This is a genomic window from Nocardiopsis alkaliphila YIM 80379, from assembly GCF_000341005.1.
In the GTDB taxonomy this organism is placed as follows: Bacteria; Actinomycetota; Actinomycetes; order Streptosporangiales; family Streptosporangiaceae; genus Nocardiopsis; species Nocardiopsis alkaliphila.
Map to the genome: position 1 here is coordinate 1 of NZ_ANBD01000001.1, position 20,684 is coordinate 20,684.

The following is a 20,684-nucleotide window of genomic DNA, read 5'->3' on the forward strand; positions in this document are numbered from 1 at the left end:
GCTCCGGTGCTGGATCCGGACGAGGCCCGCCGCCTGCGCGCCGAGCGGGTTCGGGCACGGGCGATCGAATGAGACCTCAGGAGAGGAGCCCACTCAGCGGGTGAGTCCGTGCAGGAGGGCACGCAGACCGAACAGGAACCGGGCCAGGGCCTCGGCCTCCGCCGGTGCGTCCTCTCGGTCCTCGTAACGCACCTGATGTCCCACCGATCCCAGGCAGTAACCGAGCAGCGCGTCGCGCCCGCGCACCACGGCGTCCCCGGACAGGCCGGCCTCCTCCAGCGCCGCCTCCAGCAGGGCCGTGGTCCGTTTCTCGGCCAGGGTGTGCGGGGCACGGTGCATCAGCAACGACAGGGCCCCGGAGTAGGTCAGCAGCCGGGTGCGGTAGGCCTCTGCCCAGGCGGTGATCCGCTGGTCCCAGGGCAGGTTCTCCACCTGTTCGGAGTCCTCCTGCTCGATTCCGGTGGCGGGGAGCTCCTCCTCTTCGGGGCCCTCGCCCTCGGCCAGGCCGCTGACGACCCGAGCCGTGGTGACATAGGCGGCGATGGCGTTGAACAGTTGTTCCTTCCCCTTGGGGAAGTGGTGGTAGATCGCCATGGCCTCCACTTCGAGGGCGTCGCCCAACCGTCGCATGGACAGACCGCCCAGGCCTCGTCCGGCGATGATGTGCAGTGCCTCGACGATGATGCGTTCACGGCTGAGGCCTGCGTTGTTCCTACTCACCATGGAGTCCTCCGGGACCGAGTGGGGATCTACTAAGTAAGGTGTCAGGTTCTTTCGGGAAACTCCAGCAGGGACCCGGAGCCGGCTCGCCCAATGGTCTTGATCACCCCTAGAGTTGCCACGACATCGCCGACGGTACGCCCGATGGAGAACGCAGATGCGAGTTTCCCAGCAAAGCAGGACACAGGCGCGCGAGAGGCTCGCGCATGATCAGGAACTGGCCGACCGCCTGCCCGAACTCCTCAAGAACGTGTCCGAGGCAGAGGACGCCCTGGCCGCGGCCCGGGAACGGGACGCTCCGGTGGAAGAACTCCGCGAGCGCGGCCTCGCCTTGGACACGGCGCTCACCGAGGCCATGCGCGCCGCCTACGCCCGACAGCGCGTGCTGGTCGGGGTCAAGGGCTACACCGACCGCATTCAGCGTCGCAAGCGCCTGGCGCATCCTCGGATCAAGGAGGTCACCCAGGTCGCCGAGCGGCTGCTCACCGCACGTGAGACCCACCGCCTGCACCACATTCAGCGGGTACCCCAGCGGATCGTCTGAACCTTTGAAACCACGGGCCCCACGGCTGTGGGGCCCGTTCGTGTACCCGCCCGCCAAGAGTGATCGGTGGGCGATAGGTTGGATGGTGCGTCCGGTCGATTCCGACCGAGGAAAAGGCGAGTCAGGTGGGGAGCGATTCAGGGCATGGCGGATTTCATCCGCATTGATCCGGCGTCGAAGGTGCCGCCCTACGAGCAGATCAGGTCTTTGGTGGCCATCGCGGCGGCCAACGGTGAGCTTCCGGTCGGGTACCGGTTGCCGACCGTTCGCGCGTTGGCCGATCGACTCTCGGTCGCGGTGAACACCGTCGCCCGCGCCTATCGGGAACTCGAACAGGCCGGTGTGGTGGAGACCCGGGGCCGGTCGGGAACGTTCATCGCCGCGGCCGGAGACGACCAACGGACCGAGGCACTGGCTGCGGCCAGGGAGTACGCCGAGGTCATCATCCGGGTGGGCCTGGACCACGACGAGGCCGTCGAAATCCTGCGTGCGGCCCTGAAGGGCTGAACCGGCCCGTTCCACCTCGGCGCCTTCCAGCCGGCGCACACCTCAACGACGCACACGGGGCCCGTGGGGTTCCATATCAGGCCCGTGATGACCATAACCGGACGAAATCTCTGCCAACCTCCCTGAACTGCGGAGATACCCGCTAATGTCGTAGGCGCGTCGTCTTCCCCGGACGACGCCGACCCCTTGGTCGACGCTGTACGACAACCCCCAAGGAGACGCCGATGAACAGGAGATCTGGTGGCGGACGGTCATCAGGCGGGCGTTCGGGTGGCGGACGCTCCGGAGGTGGCCGTTCGGGAGGCGGTCGCTCCGGTGGCTCCTCACGCCGTGGTGGCGGATTCGGTTCCCGTAGTGGCGGTGGCGGTGCCTCCCGCTCGGGCGGCGGATTCAACTCTCGTAGTGGCCGCTCGGCCCGAGGAGGCGCCGCCAGGTCCGGCGGGGGTTTCAGCTCCCGCAGTGGCCGCTCGGCCCGTCCCGCACGCACCCCCAGGTCCGCCCGTCCCGCACGCGCGAACCGGTTCGGCCCCTCCTACGTGGCCGCGCCGTCCACCGGGTACCGGCAGCGCTGGTACCACTACGGTCACCGCAACCGGCACTACCACCACGATGGTGGATTCGCCCCCCGACGTGGTGGAGGCATCGCCGGCGCGATCGGCTGCCTGGCGTTCGCCGTGGTGGCGCTGGTCGTGGTCGTGGCCATCGCCCTCCTTTGACCCTCGGCTCCCGCTCACGGCCACAGGGCATCCCCCATTTAGAACCACGAGAAGGAACGAGCATCTGCCTTGTCCTATCCCCTGAGCATTCCCCGACCACCGGCCCTCCTGGCCGGTGCCTTGGCGCTGACCCTGGCGCTGACCGCCTGCTCGGGAAACCGGGCCGAGATCGAAGCGGTCTGCGCCGACATCCAGGCCAACATCGGTGCGGTCGACATGGCCGCCGCCAGCATCGAGACGGACGTCCTCGTCGATGGGGTGCCCTACCAGGACCAGCACGCCGACGAGTTGGTCGCCCACTTGGAGGACGTGGAGTACTTGGAGTCACTCTCCAGGGGTGATCTGCGGGCCGACGCCACCGAACGGGCCGACGCCGTCGACGCGGTCCTGGAAGAACTCGACTTCGGCGATGAGGCAGGCCTGGCGGACGCCCTGGCCTGGACAGCCGACACCCACGACATGATCCTGGCGGCCTGCGGTTACTAGTGCCGTAATGGTCGGACCGATCTTCATCGGCGCCAGGTATGCCGCAAGAGGCGTTCCCCAGACCCTTTCCGCCCCGCGTTCGCGGGGCGGAAAGGGCGGGCTCAGCGGCGCATACCCGCCACCGCGATCAGGTAGAAGGCGATCAGTCCCAGCCAGACCGTGAAGAGGCTGACCACCCCTCCGACGATGCCGGCGGCGATGATCGTCAACGGCAGGCTCAGGCCCAGGCACACCAGTCCCAGAACCATCCGCGCGGTGTTGGAGGCGACTCCCTTGTCGGCTCGGGTGGTGCTCGAGTGCAGGGCCACGTGGTGCTTGACGCGTTCCTCGATCGTGTCCTCGACCCGTTCCACCAGGGAGGCCGCGATCGCGTCGTCGTATTCGGGCCCCAACTCACGGCCGGCGCGTAGGGCCGCGGCGATCTCGTCCCTGCCTTGGGAGTGATTCGTCATGGTGGCCATCATGTCACCGCACGGGCCGCGCTGACAGGGCGGGCGGACGACGTCGAAAAGACCCCGGGGTCTTCCCCGATTCCCTGTGCGCCGTGCACACACGTGGGGCCGCCCTCCCGTAGGAGGGCGGCCCGTGTTCGTGCGCCGTTCGTCAGCTGGCGAAGTCGAGCAGTTGCTGGGCCCGGCTCGGGTGACGCAGCTTGGCCAGCGACTGCTTCTCCAACTGGCGGATGCGCTCGCGGGTCAGCCCCAGATGCTTGCCGATCTCGTCCAGGGTGCGCGGGCGGCCGTCCATCAGCCCGAACCGCAGCGACATGATGGTCGCCTCACGCGGTTCCAGGTCGGACAGGGCGTTGCGCAGCTGGTCGGCCATGAGCTGGCGGTCGACCACCTCGGAGGCCTCCGAGGCGTCGACGTCCTCGATCAGGTCACCGATGCGGGTCTCGCCGTCCTCACCGATGGTCGAGTCGAGGCTGATGGGCTGGCGAGTGACTCGCAGCAGCTCCTCGATCTGGGTCGGGGTCTTGTCCAGCTCCAGCGCCAGTTCCTCGGGCGTGGGCTCGCGGCCCAGTGCCTGGTGCATGTCACGCTCCAGCCGGCTGACCTTGCTCAGCAACTCCAGCACGTGCACGGGCAGGCGGATGGTGCGAGCCGAGTCGGCGAACCCGCGCTGGATGGCCTGACGGATCCACCACATGGCGTAGGTGGAGAACTTGAAGCCCTTGGTGTAATCGAACTTCTCCACCGCTCGGATCAGGCCGAGGTTGCCCTCTTGGACCACGTCCAGCAGCGACATCCCCCGGTCGCTGTACTTCTTGGCCACCGACACGACCAAGCGCAGGTTGGCCTCGAGCATGTGGGACTTGGCCTTGCGGCCGTCCTCGGCCACCCACTCGAGTTCCTCACGTTCGGCCTCGGCCATCTCGACGGAGCCGTCGATCTCTCCGTGCTGTCCGAGTCGGTACTCGGCGTAGAGTCCGGCCTCGACCCGCTTGGCCAGGTCCACCTCCTGTTCGGCGGTGAGCAGCTGCCGCCGCCCGATCGCCTTGAGGTAGGTGTGGACCGAGTCACCCATGGCGGGTGACTGGTCGTCGAGGTCGGCCTCACCGGTCTCCGGCTCGGTGATGGCCTGTGTGGCCTCGGTCTTCTTGGTGCGTCGCGTGGCGCGGGCCTTCCTCCGGGTGGAGGGGCCCTTGCGCGGCGCGACCTTGCCGGATGCGGCCTTGGGTGCCTCGTCGGTGTCGGGCACCGTCGCGATGAGAGTGTTTTCCAGCACGTCGTCCTCGGCGTCAGGGTCGGCCACCATCGCGGAGTCCTCGCCCCCGTTGGCGAGCCGGACCCCGTTCTCGGTGAGTTCACGCAGGATGGAGCGGCCGTCACTGGAGGTGATCCCGGCCGCGGAGAAAGCGGTACGTAGTTCGGAGAGGGACAGGTGTCCTTGAGCACGTCCCTGGGCGAGCAGGTCGGTCAGGGACGCCTCGGCCTCGGGAGACCGTTCCGGAGTGGAGCCGGTCGAGGCCTCGGCCGGGTGCTCTGAGGCTGCTAGGGCAGTGCTCGTCATCGGGGCACCTTCCTCCCTTCCAAGGCGTGTGGCACGTGGCGGGGGCTTCCCACCGACTGGACGCGCCAATATGTCCAACGCGTCGGCGAGTCAAATGTTCCCTGTCTCGATTGGATATCGAAGAGGGTGGCATAGATCACTGTGCCGTGAGTGGCGATCCATGGCTTCGTGCGGGTATTGGGAACGGCCCTGTCACGGTCCTCGAGTCGCTCGGCGCGAGGCGGCCCGAACACGCGAGGGGTCGCACAGGTGGGGACGGGTGGACCGATGGCTGCCGCCAACCGCGGACCTCCTTGGGACAGGGGCCGAAGAAACCGGATACTCATGTAGACGTCAGGGAGCTTTGGGAAGTTCCCCACCTTTTCGGAACCGGCCGGCGAGGGCCGTCCCAGAAGAGGGCGCGGAACACACCGGATCTCCCAGGTCGAGCCGGTGATCGACGGGTGAACTTCGGCATAGGGGACACCACCCGCTACGGCCAGGGTCCCACGGCTCGGGGCCATATCGGTAACCTCGATGCGCGTCGACCGTTTTCGGTGTACCTCCGATGGCCCCGTTCGGCCCCGAGAACGAGGGGGCGACAGGTCAGGAGGCCGGTCGGCGCAATGCGACCAGGTCCGGTTTGCCGGAGGCCAGCATGGGCAGCGCCGCGCGCAACTCCAACTCCCTGGGCGCGGCGTAGGAGGGCAACGATTCCCGTACGTGGGACCGAAGCTCCTCCAGGCAGGGCGGATCGGTGGGGTCGGTGGGCACCACGACCGCACACACCCGTTCGCCCCATTCGGGGTCCGGGCGACCCACCACCACCGACTCGGCGACCTTGGGGTGCTCGTTCACGAGTGCGTTGACCTGGTCGGGCACCACCTTGTGGCCACCGGTGTTGACCACCTCGTCCATCCTGCCCAGTACGTGGAGACGGCCCTGGGGGTCCAAACGTCCCAGATCGTTGGTGCGCAACCATCGTCGCTCGGAGGCGTCGTCGGTCAGGGCGTCGGGGGCCGCCTCCGTTCCGGGAGGCATCCGGTAGGTGGTGAGCAGGGTCGGACCACTGATCAGGACACGTCCGGGCGCGCCCGGCTCGGCCGATTCGATCCGCAGGTCCACGCCGTCCAACGGGACACCGTCGTACACGCATCCACCGCAGGTCTCGCTCATCCCGTAGGTGGTCACGACACGACCACCGGCCGCACGGGCGGAGGCCAACAGAGAGGGCTCGGCGGCCGCGCCCCCGAGCAGGATCGCGCCGAACGTCGACAGATCGGCGCCGGCCGCCAAGAGACGGCGTAGCTGGGTGGGGACCAGTGACACGTGGGGACGCAGCGCACGGGCCGTTTCCAGGACGAGGTCCACCTCGAAGGGGACATGCACCGCCTCTGTCCCACAGACCAGGGCACGGACCATCACCTGGATGCCGGAAATGTGCCCGGCCGGCAGCACGCATAGCCAGGTATCGCCCGGAGCGGCGCCGATCCGGGCCACCGAGGCCCGGGCCGAGGCCAGCAGGGCGGTGGCGGACAGCTCCACGCCCTTGGGGACACCGGTGGAACCGGAGGTGGTGATGACCACCGCCGCGTCGGGCCCCACCGGAACGCCTCCGTCGAGGGGGACGACCCCTTCGGGGGTGCGCAGTGAGGAGGGACGCATCGCGCTCAGTAGGGCCTGGGCGCGGGCGTCGGGGGTGCCGTCGGGGATGGGCGCCAAGGCGGGGCCGACGCCGTTCAAGGCTTGGCCCAGGAGCCGCTCCAGGTGCGCGGGGGACAGGTCGCGTACCGCCTGTAGGGCACGCGCGTCCTCGGAGGTCGCAGAGGGGGACCGGTGTTCTTCGAGTGTGGCCACGGTGCCTCAGGGTACGCCCGATACGAGGTGACGGGCGTGCCGGTACGTCAGGGCCGGGGGCGTGCCCGTTCGTCCCGGCTCTCCTGGCACAATGCTTAGGGTCGATGCTCGAGGCCATGGGGCCTCGACTCCCGTCGTGCCTGGGGCATCCCATGAACAGTTCCGCGTGAGGAGAAGCAGTAGCCGTGAGCAGCGTGATCGACTGGCAGCGGTCGGGCGAGTATTCCGACATCATCTACGAGACCGCGGAGGGCATCGCCAAGATCACGATCAACCGCCCCGAGCGGCACAACGCCTTCCGTCCGCAGACGTTGTTCGAGCTTCAAAGCGCGTTCAACATCGCCCGTGACGACTCCGACGTCGGTGTGATCATCTTCACCGGTGCCGGGGACCAGGCGTTCTGCTCCGGTGGTGACCAGAAGATCCGCGGCAGCGACGGCTACATGGGTGACGACGCCGTGGCCAAGCAGGGCATCGGCCGGCTCAACGTGCTCGACCTGCAGGTACAGATCCGCCGTCTTCCCAAGCCGGTGATCTGCATGGTCGCCGGTTGGTCGATCGGTGGCGGCAACGTCCTTCAGGTGTGCTGCGACCTGACCATCGCCGCCGACAACGCCAAGTTCGGTCAGACCGGCCCCAAGGTCGGTTCCTTCGACGGTGGTTACGGCGCCTGGCTGCTCGCCGAGACCGTGGGCCTGAAGAAGGCTCGCGAGATCTGGTACCTGTGCCGGCAGTACAGCGCCCAGGAGGCTCTGGACATGGGCATGGTGAACACCGTCGTGCCGCTGGCGGATCTGGAGGAGGAGACCGTCAAGTGGGCCCGCGAGATGCTGGAGAAGTCACCGCTGGCCCTGCGCATGGTCAAGGGCGCCATCAACGCCGTCAGCGATGGCGCGGCCGGTATGCAGCAGTTCGCCGGTGACGCCACCATGCTCTACTACATGAGCGAGGAGGCCCAAGAGGGCCGGAACGCCTTCACGGAGAAGCGTCGCCCGGAGTTCGACAAGTTCCCGCGTCGCCCGTGAGCACGCCCCCAAGGTTCGAGGAGCCCGGCCTGGCGGGGGAGTCCGCCCGGGGCCGGGCCTTCGCGATCGGTCTGCGCAACCGTTTTCGCGGCATCACGGTCCGGGAAGGGCTGCTCGTGCGCGGTCCCGCCGGGTGGGGCGAGTTCTCACCCTTCGCCGAGTACGGCCCGCGTGAGGCGTCCCGCTGGTGGGCCGCCTGCCATGAGGCCGCCCACCAGGGCTGGCCGGAACCACTGCGCGACCGTGTTCCGGTCAACGTCACCGTGCCCGCCGTGGATCCCGAACGCGCGAGCGAGATCGTGTCCGCGGGCGGGTGCGCCACGGCCAAGGTGAAGGTCGCGGAGAAGGGCCAGGGCTGGCGTGAGGACGTGGCCAGGGTCGAGGCCGTGCGCGCGGCCATCGGCCCCTCCGGCCGGGTGCGCGTCGACGCCAACGGTGCCTGGGACGTGGATACCGCGGTACGCATGGTCCGCGAACTGGACCGATTCGACCTGGAGTACGTGGAGCAGCCCTGCGCGACCCTGGAGGAACTGGGAGAGGTCCGGCGCCGGGTGGACGTTCCGGTGGCCGCCGACGAGTCGATTCGACGCGCCGAGGACCCGATGCGGGTGCGCGCCGCCGAGGCCGCCGACATCGTGGTGCTCAAGGTCCAGCCCTTGGGCGGGGTACGAGCCGCGTTGCGCGTGGCCCGGGCCTGCGGGCTGCCGGTCGTGGTCTCCAGCGCGGTGGAGAGTTCGGTGGGATTGGCCGCGGGTGTGGCCTTGGCCGCCGCGCTGCCGGATCTGCCCTACGCCTGCGGGTTGGCGACCACGCAGATGTTGACCGCCGACGTCACCACCGAACCACTCCTGCCCGAGGACGGTCACCTGCCGGTGCGGCCGGTCCGGGTGGACGAAGAGGCGCTGGCCGGGGTGGAGGTCGACGCCGCAGCCTGGCGTGCTCGGGCCCGCGCCGCGCGGGAAGCCGACGCCGAAGGGACCGGCGGGTCCTGAAGTTCTCGTGTGGTGCCCTTCCCCCGATGCCGGCTGCGTTCGCGGTCGTGGGGACCGGTCCCATGGGGCCGGTCGGGTGACAGATCACAGCCGGGTTCGGTCGCGGGGCCGGGCCGAACGGGGTTCACTGTAAAGGGGCCGCAGGCGGCCGCACGCGTGATGATACTGGCGAACACCTTGACTAGCGAAAGTTCCTGAATGAATCCGTCTACCGCCTTGGCGCGGGTCCTCGTCGACGAACTGGCCCGCTGCGGACTGGTCGAGGCCGTCGTCGCGCCCGGGTCGCGATCGACCCCCCTGGCGTTGGCCCTGGTCGCACACCCCGGGGTCCGCGTCCACGTGCGAGTGGACGAACGCTCCGCCTCCTTCCTGGCCCTCGGGCTGGCCCGAGCCTCTCGACGGCCGGTGGCGGTGGTGTGCACCTCTGGTACCGCGGCCGCCAACTTCCACCCCGCGGTGTTGGAGGCCGACGAAAGCGGTGTGCCGTTGTTGGTGCTCACCGCGGACCGGCCCCCGGAACTGCGTGGCACCGGTGCCAACCAAACCGTGGACCAGATCGGTCTGTACGGCGGCGCGGTGCGCATGTTCGCCGAGGTGGGAACTCCTGACCCCGCCCCCGGCATGGTGGCCTACTGGCGTTCGCTGGCCTGCCGAGCCTGGGCTTCGGCCCTGGGCGGACACCCCGGGCCGGTGCACCTCAACGTGGCCTTCCGTGATCCGCTCACCCCCGACCAGCCCACCGGTGATGGTCCCCAATGGACCGCACCCCTGGACGGACGGGCCGAGGGGCGCCCGTGGACATCGCGTCCGGGGCCACGCACCGAATCCGCGCCCCATGTGCCGGCCGACGTGGAACGCGGCGTCATCGTCTGCGGTGACGGCGACTACGACCCGGTGCCCTTCTTGGCCTTGGCCGAAATCACCGGGTGGCCGCTGTTGGCCGAGCCCACCTCCAACGCTCGCCGCTCGGGCGCGATCTCCACCTATCGGCAACTGCTGGCCGTACCGGGCTTCGCCCGGGCACACGCCCCCGAACTCGTGGTGAGCGTGGGCAGACCCAACCTGTCCCGGCAGATCCTGGCCTATCTGCGTCGCACCGAGCGTCACGTGGTGGTCACCACGTCCTCGGTCGGGGATCCCACCGCGAGCCTGCCCGACGATTTCTCCGACCCCGCCCGTACCGCCACCGACGTGGTCGCCGCCATCGCTCCGCCTGCCGGACTGAACTGGGAACGGCCTGCGAGTACCGAGTGGTCGCGCTCTTGGGCACGCGCCGAAGGGCTCGCCCGTGAGGCCGTCGACGGGGTGCTGGACGCGGAGGAGACCCTCACCGAGCCGCGCCTGGCCCGTGACCTGGCCTCGCACGTGGCGGCGGGTTCGTTGCTGTTCGCCGGCTCCAGCATGCCCATTCGTGACCTGGACGCCACCATGCACGCTCGCTGTGGGGTGCGCTTGGTGGGCAACCGGGGGGTGAGCGGTATCGATGGGACGGTCTCCACCGCCATCGGTGCGGCGTTGGCCCATCAAAGAGCCGGCGAGGGTCACGCCTACGCCCTACTCGGCGACCTGGCGCTGTTGCACGACCAGAACGGGCTGATCATCGGTCCCGGCGAGCCCCGGCCGGACCTGGCGATCGTGGTGGTCAACAACGACGGCGGCGGGATCTTCTCCGGGCTCGAACAGGCCGGTCACCCGGACTTCGAGAGGGTGTTCGGTACCCCGCACGGGGTGTCCATGGAAAGGGTGGCCGCGGTGACGGACCTGCCCTATACCCGGGTGGAGTGGGCCACCGACCTGCCCAAGGCCCTTCTCGGCGAGGGGTTGCGGATCGTCGAGGTGTGCACCGAACGCGCGGCGAGCGCGGCTTTGCGCCGCCGGATCCAGGACGCGGTGGACGCGGCGGTGACCGGAACGTTCTGACCCAGGGCATGCTCGTTCGAAAGGCGGCTCAGCGGCGCAGGACGTTGGTCGGATCGAACTCCAGCTCCACCGGGACGGAGGTCTTGAACGTGCCTCGGTGGATCGTCGGCCGACCGTAGTCACCGGACGGGGAGGCCGGGTCCCTCTCGTACTCGTAGAGCACGGCGCCCTGACCGTCCCTCTCGATTCGCCAGAATGAAGAGGATCCCGGCGCGGGCGTAGAGCTGGGGTTTGCGTTCCCGGTCCCTGATCTGCGACTCCGGGGAGACCACCTCGACCGCCAGTTCCACGACCTCCGGCGCGAACCACGTCTGATCCAGTTCCTCGAAAGCCTCCGCCCTGACCAGTATCAGGTCCGGCTTCGGGCGCTGTCGTCCGCCGAGCTTGACCGAGGACTCCCTCACCATCGCAAGACCGTCAGGGATGTTCTGATCGAGCGCGCGCTCCAGGAACTTGAGGACGAGCACGTAGAACAACTTCTGTGGGCTCACCAGTACCAGGTTTCCGTCGATGAGTTCGGTGTGCGGCGGAAAAGATCCGGGATGTGGTCGAGGTCGTCGGCGGTGAAGCCGTCCTGGGGCGGCATGGGAAGGACCACGCGGTCGTCGAACTCGAACTCGGATGCCTGGTGACCGGCCACCGTTGGAGCGGACATGTCATCGTCTCCAGTCGTCGGCCCGTTCTCGTCGCCCACGGTAGTCATCTGTTCGCTCCGTTGCCGTTCTTTCTCGAAACAGTCCTACCCTGACCATCCCGTGACACCCATGGCTCGGCCGGTCCACGGGACCACCTCCACCGAGCAAGCTTTTCGGGCGGGGCTCGTGGACGTGGCGGCCTGGGTAGGCGAAGATCACTATCGGGTTCACTGTTCGTGCTCGTATGAATCCCTTTCGTGTTCGAAGCGCACTCGTGCGGGGGAGTTGTGGGGGCGTTCACCCCGGTTTCACTCCGGTGTGTGGAACCTCGGCCAAGGTCGAGAGCGACCGGTAGGGCCCACCGCCCGCACCACTCCGTGCCCCCGAGCGGAGCCCCGCAGCCCCCTCGGGAGCGTGGAGCAGTCACGATCCCCGAGGAGAACGCGTGCCCGAATCCGTGCCCCGCCGCCTGCTGCCACTGATCGGTGGTGTCGGTGGTGGTCGATCCGCGAAGACCTGCCTTTACCGCTGTGGTAACGCCTGCTTCCACCCTGCTCCCAACCAGAGCGACAACACCTACTTCGGCGACGTCTTCCAAGGTGTGCTCTCCCGACGTGCCGCTCTCAAAGGTGTCGCGGTCGCCACCGGGGCCGGCGCCGTGGGACCGGCGGCACTGAGCCCGGCCGCAGCGGACCGGGGGCCGGACCGCCCCCATCCGGCTCCGCGTCCCACGTTCGAGAACGTGCTGCCCAACAACCGGGACGAGGTCAGCGTCCCCAAGGGGTACGACCACCACGTCATCGTTGGCTGGGGCGATCCGGTGTTGCCCGACGCCCCCGAGTTCGACTTCGAGAACCAGACCGCTGGGGCCCAGGCCCGGCAGTTCGGCTACAACTGCGACTACGTCGGCTTCTTCACCCTCGGCGATGACCGCGGACTGCTGTGGGTCAACCACGAATACACCAACGAAGAGCTCATGTTCGCCGGGTACACCGGTGGAGCCGACGCCGACCCCGAATGGCTCCGGGTGGCCATGGCCGCCCACGGGGGCTCGGTGGTGGAGCTCGAGCGGGTCGACGGGACCGGCCAGTGGAGACTGGTCACCGAGGGCGAGCGCCCCTTCAACCGGCGCATCACCCCCCAGACGCCCTTCCGGATCACCGGTCCCGCCGCCGGACACGAGCTATTGCGCACCGAAGCCGATCCCGAGGGTAGGCGGGTGCTGGGCACGCTCAACAACTGCGCGGGCGGCATGACCCCCTGGGGAACCGTCCTCAGCGGTGAGGAGAACTTCCACCAGTACTTCGTCGGCGCCCCCGCCACGGAGTCCTACGCCCGTTACGGGCTGTCCAGCGGCTACACGGGTCGCCGTTGGGACCGCGTGGACGAACGCTTCGACCTGGCCAAGCACCCCAACGAGGCGCACCGCTTCGGGTACATCGTGGAGATCGACCCCCACGACCCGGAATCCACCCCCCTCAAGCGCACCATGTTGGGGCGTTTCAAGCACGAGGGCGCCAACGTCGACCTCACCGAGGACGGTCGGGTGGCCGCCTACATGGGTGACGACGAGCGCTTCGACTACATCTACAAGTTCGTCAGCGCCAAGAAGTACGTCGAGGGTTCTCGCAAGCACAACATGACGCTGCTGGACTCCGGCACGCTCTACGTGGCCCGCCTGGAGGGCGACAGCCCCGCCGAGGAGATCGACGGCACCGGCACGCTGCCCTTGGACGGTGAGTTCGACGGCACCGGAGAGTGGATCCCGTTGTGCACGGACACCGAGAGCTTCGTCCCCGGTTTCTCCGTCGCCGAGGTGCTCGTCCACACCCGTCTGGCCGCCGACAAGGTCGGTCCCACCAAGATGGATCGCCCCGAGGACTTCGAGCCCAGCCCGGTCACCGGCAAGGTCTACTGCGCCCTGACCAACAACAGCGCTCGCGAGCCGGGTCAGGCCGACGAACCCAACCCGCGTGGCCCCAACAAGTTCGGTCACGTCCTGGAGATCGTCGAGGACGGCGCCGACTCGGCGGCCACCACCTTCACCTGGACCGTGCCCTTGGTGTGCGGCGACCCCGAGGACGAGTCCACCTACTACTCCGGGTACGACAAGTCCAAGGTCATGGCGATCTCGGCTCCCGACAACCTCGCCTTCGACAAGCAGGGCAACCTGTGGATCTCCACCGATGGCCAGCCCGGCACGTTGGGCACCAACGACGCCCTGCACGTGATGCCGGTGGAGGGCCGATTTCGCGGTGAGTTGCGCACCTTCGCCACCGTTCCGATCGAGGCGGAGACCTGCGGACCGCTCATCACCGAGGACCAGAAGACGGTCTTCCTCGCCCCCCAACATCCGGGTGAGAACGGGACCGCCGAGGAGCCCACCAGTGTGTGGCCCGACGGTGCCTTCCCACGCCCGTCCGTGGTGTGCGTCTGGCACACCGATGGTCGTGACGTCGGTGACTGATCCACCGCGAAACCACCGGCCCCGGTCCCTCCGTCGTGGGGGAGGGACCGGGGCCGGTCATCTTTCGGAATCGGTGAGGGCCTCGCGCATCACCCGGAACTTGGCCTCGGTCTCGGCGAGTTCGGCCTCCGGGTCCGAACCCGCCACGATGCCGCAGCCCGCGTACAGACGTGCGCGATCACCTTCCACGTGGGCGCTGCGTAGCGCGATGCCCCACTCGGCGTTGCCCGCACCGTCCAACCAACCGACGGGGCCGGCGTAACCGCCGCGGTCCATGCCCTCCACCTCGTTGATCAGGCGCATGGCGGATTCGGTGGGGGTGCCGCCCACCGCGGCGGTGGGGTGCAGCGCCGCCACCGCGTCCAACGCCGACACCCCGGGGGCCATCCGCGCGTGGGCACGGGTGGCCAGGTGTTGGACGTTGGCGAGCTTGAGCAGGCGCGGCCGAGCCGGGACGGTGAGTTCCTCGGTCAAGGGCTCCATGGCCACGCGCAGTGAGTCCACGGCCAACCCGTGCTCCTCCACATCCTTGGCCGAGGTCATCATCTCCTGACCCAGGCGCCGGTCGGACTCGGGGTCCTCGCCCCGGGCGCGGGTTCCGGCCAACACCAGGGAGGTGAACTCCGAACCCTCCATACGCAGCAGCAGTTCGGGGGTGGCGCCTACCATGCCGTCGACGGAGAAGGTGAAGCAGTCGGGGAAACGGGCGCGGAGCCGGTCCAGCAGGATCCGAACGTCGATGGGTTCATCGGCCTGGGCGTAGGCATCGCGGGCCAGCACGACCTTGTCGAGTTCCCCGGAACGGATGCGCTCCACCGTGGCGGCGGTCACGTCCATCCATTCCTGAGGGGACAGGGAACCGGAGCGCCACTCCAGGGGGCCGACGGGGCGTGGCACGGATGTGGGGTACAGCGGTTCTTCGGGGTGTTCGCCGTGTTCGTCGATGATGGTGGTCAACCAGGTGCGGCCCTCGCGTCGGCCCACGATGACCCGAGGCACGATGAGCGCCGAACCGGGGGAGGTGGGTGCGAAGGTGAAGGTGCCGAAGGTGACCAGGCCGGTGCCGGGCAGGCCCACCTCGTCCTCGATCTCGGAGTGTTCCAGCAACGAGGCGAACCAGCGGGCCGCCTGGGCGATGCGGGAGTTGTCGGTGGGCGTGGTGCCGGCGGGGGAGACCTCGGGCTCCATCCGTGCCGCCTCACCCCAGCCCACGATCCCACCCTCTCCCGACAGCCAGGCCAGCGGAGATCCGGGCGGTAGGCGCCGGAGGAGGCTGTCGGCGCGATCGTGTAGCGGGACGGTGCGGACGAACAGTTTCGATGGGTTCAGCACGGCGTTCACGGGACTCGAGTCTAGGACGCCGTAGAAGGGGTCGTGCCCTGTTTCGTTGCAGGTGGGTGCTTTGTCGCCACGGCCCTTCCCGGACGATGAGAGGCGCCCGGGGCGCATCCTTCGACTTCGCGGGGAGGTGGGCAGGCTCGATGCCCTGTCTCCACGCTGCTTCGGTGACCTGGGAGAACATTCCCGCTCTCCAGAACTTGCGACGTTATCCACACATTGGCCGAAACGTGTCCGAAAATTGACATCGTCACCTACTCTGGTTCGCGGCGTGACGCCAGGGAAACGGCGGCGCGCACACACCCCTTAAGGAGTAGGTTGATGCGTTCTATGGCACGGGCCCTGAGCACGCCACGCGCCGGTGGGCGCTGGGTCGCGGCCGCCGCCGCGGTCGCGGTGCTGTCGGCGGGGTGGTNTGGCGACTCCGCCGCCGCCGACCCCCGGGACCCGGGCGGCGAAGGCATCGCCGCCCCTGCCATGTGCCAGGCCGACGACGACAAGCGTCAGATGCGCGGTGCCTGGCTCACCACCGTCCGTAACATCGACTGGCCCTCGAAGCCGGGTCTGTCGGCCGAAGAGCAAAAGGCCGAACTCGACGCCTGGCTTGATGACTCCGTCGATATGGGCCTCAACGCCGTCTTCCTGCACGCGCGGCCCACCGCCGACGCCGTCTACGAGTCCGAACTGGAGCCTTGGGCCCGCTACCTCACCGGTGAGCAGGGCGGCGACCCGGGCTACGACCCGCTGGAGTACGCCGTGCAGGAGGCGCACGAGCGTGGTCTGGAGCTGCACGCCTGGTTCAACCCCTACCGTGTGGGCCTGCAGGACCCCGACGTGGAGAACCTCTCCGAGGACCACCCGGTCGAGCAGAACCCCGAGTGGCTGGTGGACTTCGGCACCGAGGCCTACGTCGACCCGGGCAACCCCGAGGTTCGCGAGTGGGTCACCTCCGTCATCATGGACGTCGTCGAGCGCTACGACATCGATGGCATGCACTTCGATGACTTCTTCTACCCCTACCCGCAGGACGGCGCGACCTTCGACGACGACGCCAGCTGGCAGGCCCACGGCGGTGACTTCGAGGACCGGGGCGACTGGCGGCGCGACAACGTCGACCAGCTCATGCGCGACGTGCACGGACAGATCCAGCAGACCAAGCCCTGGGTGAGCTTCGGGGTGTCTCCGTTCGGTATCTGGCGCAACGACGACACCGACCCGAGTGGTTCACCGAGTTCGGGACTACAGTCCTACGACGCCCAGTACGCGGACACCCGCACCTGGATCCAGGAGGGCACCGTCGACTACGTCGCCCCGCAGCTGTACTGGGAGCGTGGATTCTCCACCGCCGACTACGAGGCGATGACCGATTGGTGGGCGAACGAGGTCGAGGGTACCGACGTCGAGCTGTACGTCGGCCAGGGCGCCTACCGTCTGGGTGAGAGCGGCTGGACCGGTGAGGACGCCCTCAGCACCCAGCTGGACTACTCGGGGGAGCTGGAGCAGGTCAGGGGTGACATCTATTTCTCCATCAAGGACCTGCGCGAGAACGGTGACGTGGTCGACCATCTGCTCGATGGCCACTACGCGAACGCCGCCCTGCCCCCGGTGATCGAGGACCCCGAAGGTGAGGGCCCCCGGACCGGCGCGGTCGAGGACGTGGCCGCCCAAGCCGTCGACGGTGGTGTCGAAGTGGAGTGGGAGGAGATCCAAAACGCCCGTTTCTACGCCCTGTACCGCCTGTCCGCCGAAGCCGCCCAGGCCTTGGAGGATGGTGACGAGGACGCCTACTGCGCGGCCCTGACCGCGGAACACCTGGTCGGTGTGACCGGTGGGTCCACGCTGACCGACACCGAGCCCTTGGAGGAAGGCGCCGGTTACGTGGTCACCGCGCTGGACGACTACCGCGCCGAAGGGCCGATCAGCGAGATCGCCGACGTAGGCGACTGACACCCGGTGTCGCGGCGGCCGAGGTCCACCTGGCGACGCCTCGAACGACACCAGCACCTGAGGATCATCGAACGGGCCCGCCCCTACATCGGGGGTGGGCCCGTCCGTGTTCTGGCGACCTCCGTAAGCCACAGGGATATTGGCTGAAAAGCTCGCACATGCCAGTCCAACAGAGGTAGTCAGCCAGCATCTGCGACTAGTAGCTTTTCCCTATGTCGACTTTCCAGATCAGTGAGGTCGCCGAACTGCTCGGCGTCAGCGCCGACACCGTACGCCGTTGGGTCGACTCCGGGAGGCTCCCGGCCGAACGCGACGCCTCCGGACGTCGACGTCTCCAAGGCGCCGAACTCGCCGCCTTCATGCGGTCCGGGTCGGGTGAGGATCCGGGCCGTCGGGTCTCCTCCGCCCGCAACCGCCTCCGAGGCCTGATCACCAACGTGGTCCGCGATCAAGTGATGGCCGCGGTCGAACTCCAGGCCGGGCCGCACCGGGTGGTCTCCCTGATGAGCCGTGAGGCCGCCGACGAACTCGGCCTGGAGGTGGGGACCGTGGCCACAGCGGTGGTCAAGTCCACCAACGTCGTCATCGAGACCACCGGAGAACACCATGCCTGAGCCGACCCCCGGGCCGAGCCAGGGACGCGCCGCCCACGGAGCGGGCGCCGCCCTGGCCGCGCTGGTCCTGGGGGTGACCGCCTGTTGGGGTGGGAGCACCGGTCAGGGCCGTGAACTCACCGTGTTCGCCGCCGCGTCCCTCACCGACGTGTTCGAGGAGATCGCCGTCTCCTTCGAGGAGGAGCACCCGGAGGTGGAGGTCACCTTCAACTTCGCCGGGAGTAGCCAACTCGCCCAGCAGATCGGCTCCGGTGCCCCCGCCGACGTGTTCGCCGCCGCCGATACCGAGATCATGGAACAGGTCGTCGAGGGCGAGGGCTTGGCGGCCGACTGGGCCGCCGAACACGGTGAGGACGGACTGGTCTTGGTCACCAACACCCTGCGGATCGCCGTTCCGGCGGGCAATCCGGCCGGCATCGAGGAATTGGCCGACCTGGCCGGCGACGACGTCACCGTGGCCTTGTGCGCCCAAGAGGTGCCCTGTGGCGCGGCGAGCTTGACGGTACTGGAGGCCGCCGACCTGAAGGTCGCCCCCGCCACCCTGGAGGAGGACGTGCGCGCGGTCCTGACCAAGGTCGAACTGGACGAGGTGGACGCCGGTTTGGTCTACGCCACCGACGTCACCTCCGCCGAGGGCCGAGTGGAGGGACTGGAGTTCGACGAGGCCGAGGAAGCGGTCAACCACTACCCGATCGGTGTGCTCGCCGCCTCCGGGGACCCCGGCCTGGCCGCGGCCTGGGTGGAGTTCGTCACCACCGAGGGCGCCCCCGTCTTGCGGAAGGCGGGGTTCGGTACCCCGTGACCTCCACGATGAGCCGCAGGGACCGGCGTGTCCCGCGCACCCGGTCGGGACGGATGCCCTGGGTCCTCGTGCTGCCCGCCCTTGCGGGTCTGCTGTTCCTGGTGTCGCCCTTCGCCGGGCTTTTGCTCCGTGCGCCCTGGCCCACCATGGGAAGGCGTATCACCGAGCCCGAGGTGCTGGCCGCGCTGTGGCTGTCGCTGTCCACCGCCACGGTGGCCACCCTCGTCTCCCTGTTCCTCGGGGTTCCCCTGGCCTGGATGCTGGCGCGCACCGAGTTCCCCGGTCGCCGTCTGGCCCGGGCCCTGGTCACCATCCCCCTGGTGATCCCCCCGGTAGTCGGGGGCGTGGCCCTGCTGTTGGTACTGGGTCGCAACGGCGTCGTCGGCCAGTACCTGCACTCCTGGTTCGCGATCACGCTGCCCTTCACCCCCACCGCCGTGGTCATCGCCCAGGTGTTCGTGGCCATGCCCTTCCTGGTGATCAGCGTCGAGGGCGCCCTACGAGGAGCCGACCGCCGTTACGAGGAGGCCGCCGCCACCCTGGGAGCGAGCCGCGTCACCATCTTCACTCGAGTCACCCTGCCCATGGTCCTGCCCGGCATCGGTGCCGGCGCGGTGCTGTGCTGGGCACGTGCCCTGGGCGAGTTCGGCGCCACCATCACCTTCGCCGGCAACTTCCCCGGCACCACTCAGACCATGCCGTTGGCGGTCTACGTGGCCATGCAACGTGACCCCGAGGCGGCCATCGTGCTCAGCCTGGTCCTGCTCTTGGTCTGCCTGGCCGTCCTGGCCGCTCTGCGTGAAAGGTGGACGAACCCGTGATCGGTACACGACCTCCCCACACCTTGAGCGGAAAGCACCCGGTGCCGGGGGCCGGGCTGGACGCCGAGCTGCGCTTGAAGCGGGGCCGGTTCACCCTGGAGGTCCACCTTTCCTGCCCACCCGGCCGTGTCCTGGCTCTTTTGGGCCCGAACGGGGCCGGTAAGTCCTCGGTGTTGCGCGCCCTGGCCGGGTTGGTTCCGCTCACCGGTGGACACCTGTGGCTGGACGGATGGGACCACACCGCCACGGCCGTCGAGTATCGCCCCATCGGCATGGTCTTTCAGGACTACCTGTTGTTTCCGCACATGAGTGCCTTGGACAACGTCGCCTTCGGACCGCGATGTCAAGGGTCGGGCCGCGCCGCGTCCAGGGAACGGGCCCGGGAGCTTTTGGAGCACATGGATCTGGCCGAACACGCCGCGTCCCGCCCCCGGCAGCTGTCCGGCGGCCAGGCCCAACGTGTGGCCCTGGCCCGTGCCCTGGCCGCCGGTCCCCGCATGCTGCTCCTGGACGAACCCATGGCCGCCTTGGACGTCAGCACACGGGCGGCGGTGCGTTCCCGCCTGCGGCACCTGCTGGAGGAGTTCGACGGGGTGACGGTCCTGGTCACCCACGACCCGCTCGACGCCATGGTGTTGGCCGACCACATCGTCGTCCTGGAGGGGGGCCGTCTGGTGCAGGAGGGCACCCCCGCCGAAGTGGCCCGTCGACCTCGAACCACCTACGTGGCACGCCTGGTGGGTCTCAACCTGTTCCGTGGCCGGGCCGAGGGGGACACCGTCACGCTCACCCGAGATGGAGCGCAGGTGGGGCCGGTGGCCACGGTGCGGGTGCGTGAGCCCTACCAGGGTCCGGCCCTGGTGGCCTTTCCGCCGCGCGCGGTGGCCCTGTATCGGGAACGCCCCCAGGGCAGCCCGCGCAACGTGTGGCGACTTCGGGTGGAAGGCGTCGAACGTTTCGGCGACCAGGTCCGGGTGCTTCTTGAGGGAGCCCTCTCCCTGGCCGCCGACATCACCCCGGCGGCCCTGACCGAACTCGAGATCGCTCGCGGCGAGTGGATCTGGGCCGGGGTGAAGGCCGCCGAGGTGGAGTGTTATCGCTTCTGAGAATCGAGCATGATGCGCACGTGCTCGGCAGGGGGCCCGCACGGTCGTCGGCACACCGGTCCCCGGCGTACTAGGTCCCGGAGCGGCGACGCCCACCACGTGCGTGGTCCGGCTTCCAGAAGCCGGTTCCCTCACGGTCCGGCGCCGTGGGGGTGGCCGAGAGCGCGGGGTGGGCTCCCGAGCATCGCGTCGAAG

General features: G+C 68.8%; 18 protein-coding genes and 1 pseudogene. 13 read left to right on the forward strand and 6 right to left on the reverse strand.

Annotated features, from left to right (window positions below; genetic code table 11):
• Positions 1 to 93: 93 nt before the first annotated feature.
• On the reverse strand, positions 94 to 720 hold the full coding sequence (locus D472_RS0100005; RefSeq protein ID WP_026117222.1) for a TetR/AcrR family transcriptional regulator: 627 nt from the start codon (positions 718 to 720) through the stop codon (positions 94 to 96).
• A gap of 157 nt (positions 721 to 877) precedes the next feature.
• Here D472_RS0100005 and D472_RS0100010 point away from each other — a divergent pair, with 157 nt between their 5' ends.
• The 4 genes from D472_RS0100010 (at position 878) to D472_RS0100025 (ending at position 2,973) form a co-directional block, all read left to right on the forward strand.
• Positions 878 to 1,264 (forward strand): hypothetical protein, encoded by a 387-nt coding sequence (locus tag D472_RS0100010; protein ID WP_017602443.1) that lies wholly within the window; start codon positions 878 to 880, stop codon positions 1,262 to 1,264.
• Between the two features lie 144 nt (positions 1,265 to 1,408).
• Positions 1,409 to 1,771: a GntR family transcriptional regulator gene (locus tag D472_RS0100015; protein ID WP_017602444.1), complete on the forward strand. Its 363-nt coding sequence runs from the start codon at positions 1,409 to 1,411 to the stop codon at positions 1,769 to 1,771.
• A gap of 224 nt (positions 1,772 to 1,995) precedes the next feature.
• Positions 1,996 to 2,487 carry a hypothetical protein gene (locus D472_RS28905; protein WP_239642880.1) on the forward strand — a complete coding sequence of 164 codons (492 nt, stop codon included), beginning with the start codon at positions 1,996 to 1,998 and terminating at the stop codon, positions 2,485 to 2,487.
• A 69-nt stretch (positions 2,488 to 2,556) separates the two neighbouring features.
• Positions 2,557 to 2,973 (forward strand): hypothetical protein, encoded by a 417-nt coding sequence (locus D472_RS0100025; RefSeq protein WP_017602446.1) that lies wholly within the window; start codon positions 2,557 to 2,559, stop codon positions 2,971 to 2,973.
• 101 nt (positions 2,974 to 3,074) lie between these two features.
• Here the strand turns inward: D472_RS0100025 and D472_RS0100030 are convergent, their stop codons facing one another.
• The 3 genes from D472_RS0100030 to D472_RS0100040 form a co-directional block, all read right to left on the reverse strand.
• Complete coding sequence (locus D472_RS0100030; protein ID WP_033302775.1) at positions 3,075 to 3,434, reverse strand: hypothetical protein; 360 nt, start codon at positions 3,432 to 3,434, stop codon at positions 3,075 to 3,077.
• A 142-nt stretch (positions 3,435 to 3,576) separates the two neighbouring features.
• On the reverse strand, positions 3,577 to 4,986 hold the full coding sequence (locus D472_RS0100035; RefSeq protein ID WP_017602448.1) for an RNA polymerase sigma factor: 1,410 nt from the start codon (positions 4,984 to 4,986) through the stop codon (positions 3,577 to 3,579).
• Between the two features lie 585 nt (positions 4,987 to 5,571).
• Positions 5,572 to 6,822 carry an AMP-binding protein gene (locus D472_RS0100040; RefSeq protein ID WP_017602449.1) on the reverse strand — a complete coding sequence of 417 codons (1,251 nt, stop codon included), beginning with the start codon at positions 6,820 to 6,822 and terminating at the stop codon, positions 5,572 to 5,574.
• A 185-nt stretch (positions 6,823 to 7,007) separates the two neighbouring features.
• On the opposite strand from D472_RS0100040, the gene menB reads away from it, so the two are divergent.
• The 3 genes from menB (at position 7,008) to menD (ending at position 10,759) form a co-directional block, all read left to right on the forward strand.
• Positions 7,008 to 7,847, forward strand: a complete 840-nt coding sequence (gene menB, locus D472_RS0100045) for a 1,4-dihydroxy-2-naphthoyl-CoA synthase (RefSeq protein WP_017602450.1) — start codon at positions 7,008 to 7,010, stop codon at positions 7,845 to 7,847.
• Complete coding sequence (locus D472_RS0100050) at positions 7,844 to 8,839, forward strand: o-succinylbenzoate synthase (protein WP_017602451.1); 996 nt, start codon at positions 7,844 to 7,846, stop codon at positions 8,837 to 8,839. The genes menB and D472_RS0100050 overlap by 4 nt, the downstream gene beginning before the upstream one ends.
• Positions 8,840 to 9,037: 198 nt before the next feature.
• The gene (menD, locus tag D472_RS0100055; protein WP_017602452.1) at positions 9,038 to 10,759 is read left to right on the forward strand and encodes a 2-succinyl-5-enolpyruvyl-6-hydroxy-3-cyclohexene-1-carboxylic-acid synthase; all 1,722 of its coding nucleotides are present in this window, start codon (positions 9,038 to 9,040) and stop codon (positions 10,757 to 10,759) included.
• Positions 10,760 to 10,787: 28 nt separating this feature from the next.
• Here menD and D472_RS29455 read toward each other — a convergent pair.
• A pseudogene (locus D472_RS29455) lies at positions 10,788 to 11,414 on the reverse strand (Uma2 family endonuclease).
• 425 nt (positions 11,415 to 11,839) lie between these two features.
• On the opposite strand from D472_RS29455, the gene D472_RS0100065 reads away from it, so the two are divergent.
• Positions 11,840 to 13,861, forward strand: a complete 2,022-nt coding sequence (locus tag D472_RS0100065; protein WP_017602455.1) for a PhoX family protein — start codon at positions 11,840 to 11,842, stop codon at positions 13,859 to 13,861.
• A gap of 57 nt (positions 13,862 to 13,918) precedes the next feature.
• Here the strand turns inward: D472_RS0100065 and D472_RS0100070 are convergent, their stop codons facing one another.
• A complete protein-coding gene (locus D472_RS0100070; RefSeq protein WP_026117225.1) occupies positions 13,919 to 15,202 on the reverse strand; it encodes an isochorismate synthase in 1,284 nt (427 codons plus the stop codon).
• A 318-nt stretch (positions 15,203 to 15,520) separates the two neighbouring features.
• Here D472_RS0100070 and D472_RS0100075 point away from each other — a divergent pair, with 318 nt between their 5' ends.
• The 5 genes from D472_RS0100075 to D472_RS0100095 all read left to right on the forward strand — a co-directional run bounded on the left by D472_RS0100075 (position 15,521) and on the right by D472_RS0100095 (position 20,489).
• The gene (locus D472_RS0100075) at positions 15,521 to 17,146 is read left to right on the forward strand and encodes a glycoside hydrolase family 10 protein (RefSeq protein WP_026117226.1); all 1,626 of its coding nucleotides are present in this window, start codon (positions 15,521 to 15,523) and stop codon (positions 17,144 to 17,146) included.
• Positions 17,147 to 17,358: 212 nt separating this feature from the next.
• Positions 17,359 to 17,760 carry a TOBE domain-containing protein gene (locus D472_RS0100080; RefSeq protein ID WP_017602458.1) on the forward strand — a complete coding sequence of 134 codons (402 nt, stop codon included), beginning with the start codon at positions 17,359 to 17,361 and terminating at the stop codon, positions 17,758 to 17,760.
• A complete protein-coding gene (gene modA, locus D472_RS0100085; RefSeq protein ID WP_017602459.1) occupies positions 17,753 to 18,562 on the forward strand; it encodes a molybdate ABC transporter substrate-binding protein in 810 nt (269 codons plus the stop codon). The genes D472_RS0100080 and modA overlap by 8 nt, the downstream gene beginning before the upstream one ends.
• An 8-nt stretch (positions 18,563 to 18,570) precedes the next feature.
• The gene (locus D472_RS0100090; protein ID WP_033302803.1) at positions 18,571 to 19,383 is read left to right on the forward strand and encodes an ABC transporter permease; all 813 of its coding nucleotides are present in this window, start codon (positions 18,571 to 18,573) and stop codon (positions 19,381 to 19,383) included.
• Positions 19,383 to 20,489, forward strand: coding sequence for an ABC transporter ATP-binding protein (locus D472_RS0100095; protein WP_051045904.1), 1,107 nt, complete (start codon positions 19,383 to 19,385; stop codon positions 20,487 to 20,489). Before D472_RS0100090 ends, D472_RS0100095 begins: the two co-directional genes overlap by 1 nt.
• The last annotated feature ends 195 nt before the right edge of the window (positions 20,490 to 20,684 follow it).

Bases quoted from the DNA above. Each gene is read 5' to 3' on its own strand.
- D472_RS0100010 (WP_017602443.1), top strand. From the start codon at position 878: ATGCGAGTTTCCCAGCAAAGCAGGACACAGGCGCGCGAGAGGCTCGCG.
- D472_RS0100015 (WP_017602444.1), top strand. From the start codon at position 1,409: ATGGCGGATTTCATCCGCATTGATCCGGCGTCGAAGGTGCCGCCCTAC.
- D472_RS28905 (WP_239642880.1), top strand. From the start codon at position 1,996: ATGAACAGGAGATCTGGTGGCGGACGGTCATCAGGCGGGCGTTCGGGT.
- D472_RS0100030 (WP_033302775.1), bottom strand. From the start codon at position 3,434: ATGGCCACCATGACGAATCACTCCCAAGGCAGGGACGAGATCGCCGCG.
- D472_RS0100035 (WP_017602448.1), bottom strand. From the start codon at position 4,986: ATGACGAGCACTGCCCTAGCAGCCTCAGAGCACCCGGCCGAGGCCTCG.
- menD (WP_017602452.1), top strand. From the start codon at position 9,038: ATGAATCCGTCTACCGCCTTGGCGCGGGTCCTCGTCGACGAACTGGCC.
- D472_RS0100080 (WP_017602458.1), top strand. From the start codon at position 17,359: ATGTCGACTTTCCAGATCAGTGAGGTCGCCGAACTGCTCGGCGTCAGC.
- modA (WP_017602459.1), top strand. From the start codon at position 17,753: ATGCCTGAGCCGACCCCCGGGCCGAGCCAGGGACGCGCCGCCCACGGA.
- D472_RS0100090 (WP_033302803.1), top strand. From the start codon at position 18,571: ATGAGCCGCAGGGACCGGCGTGTCCCGCGCACCCGGTCGGGACGGATG.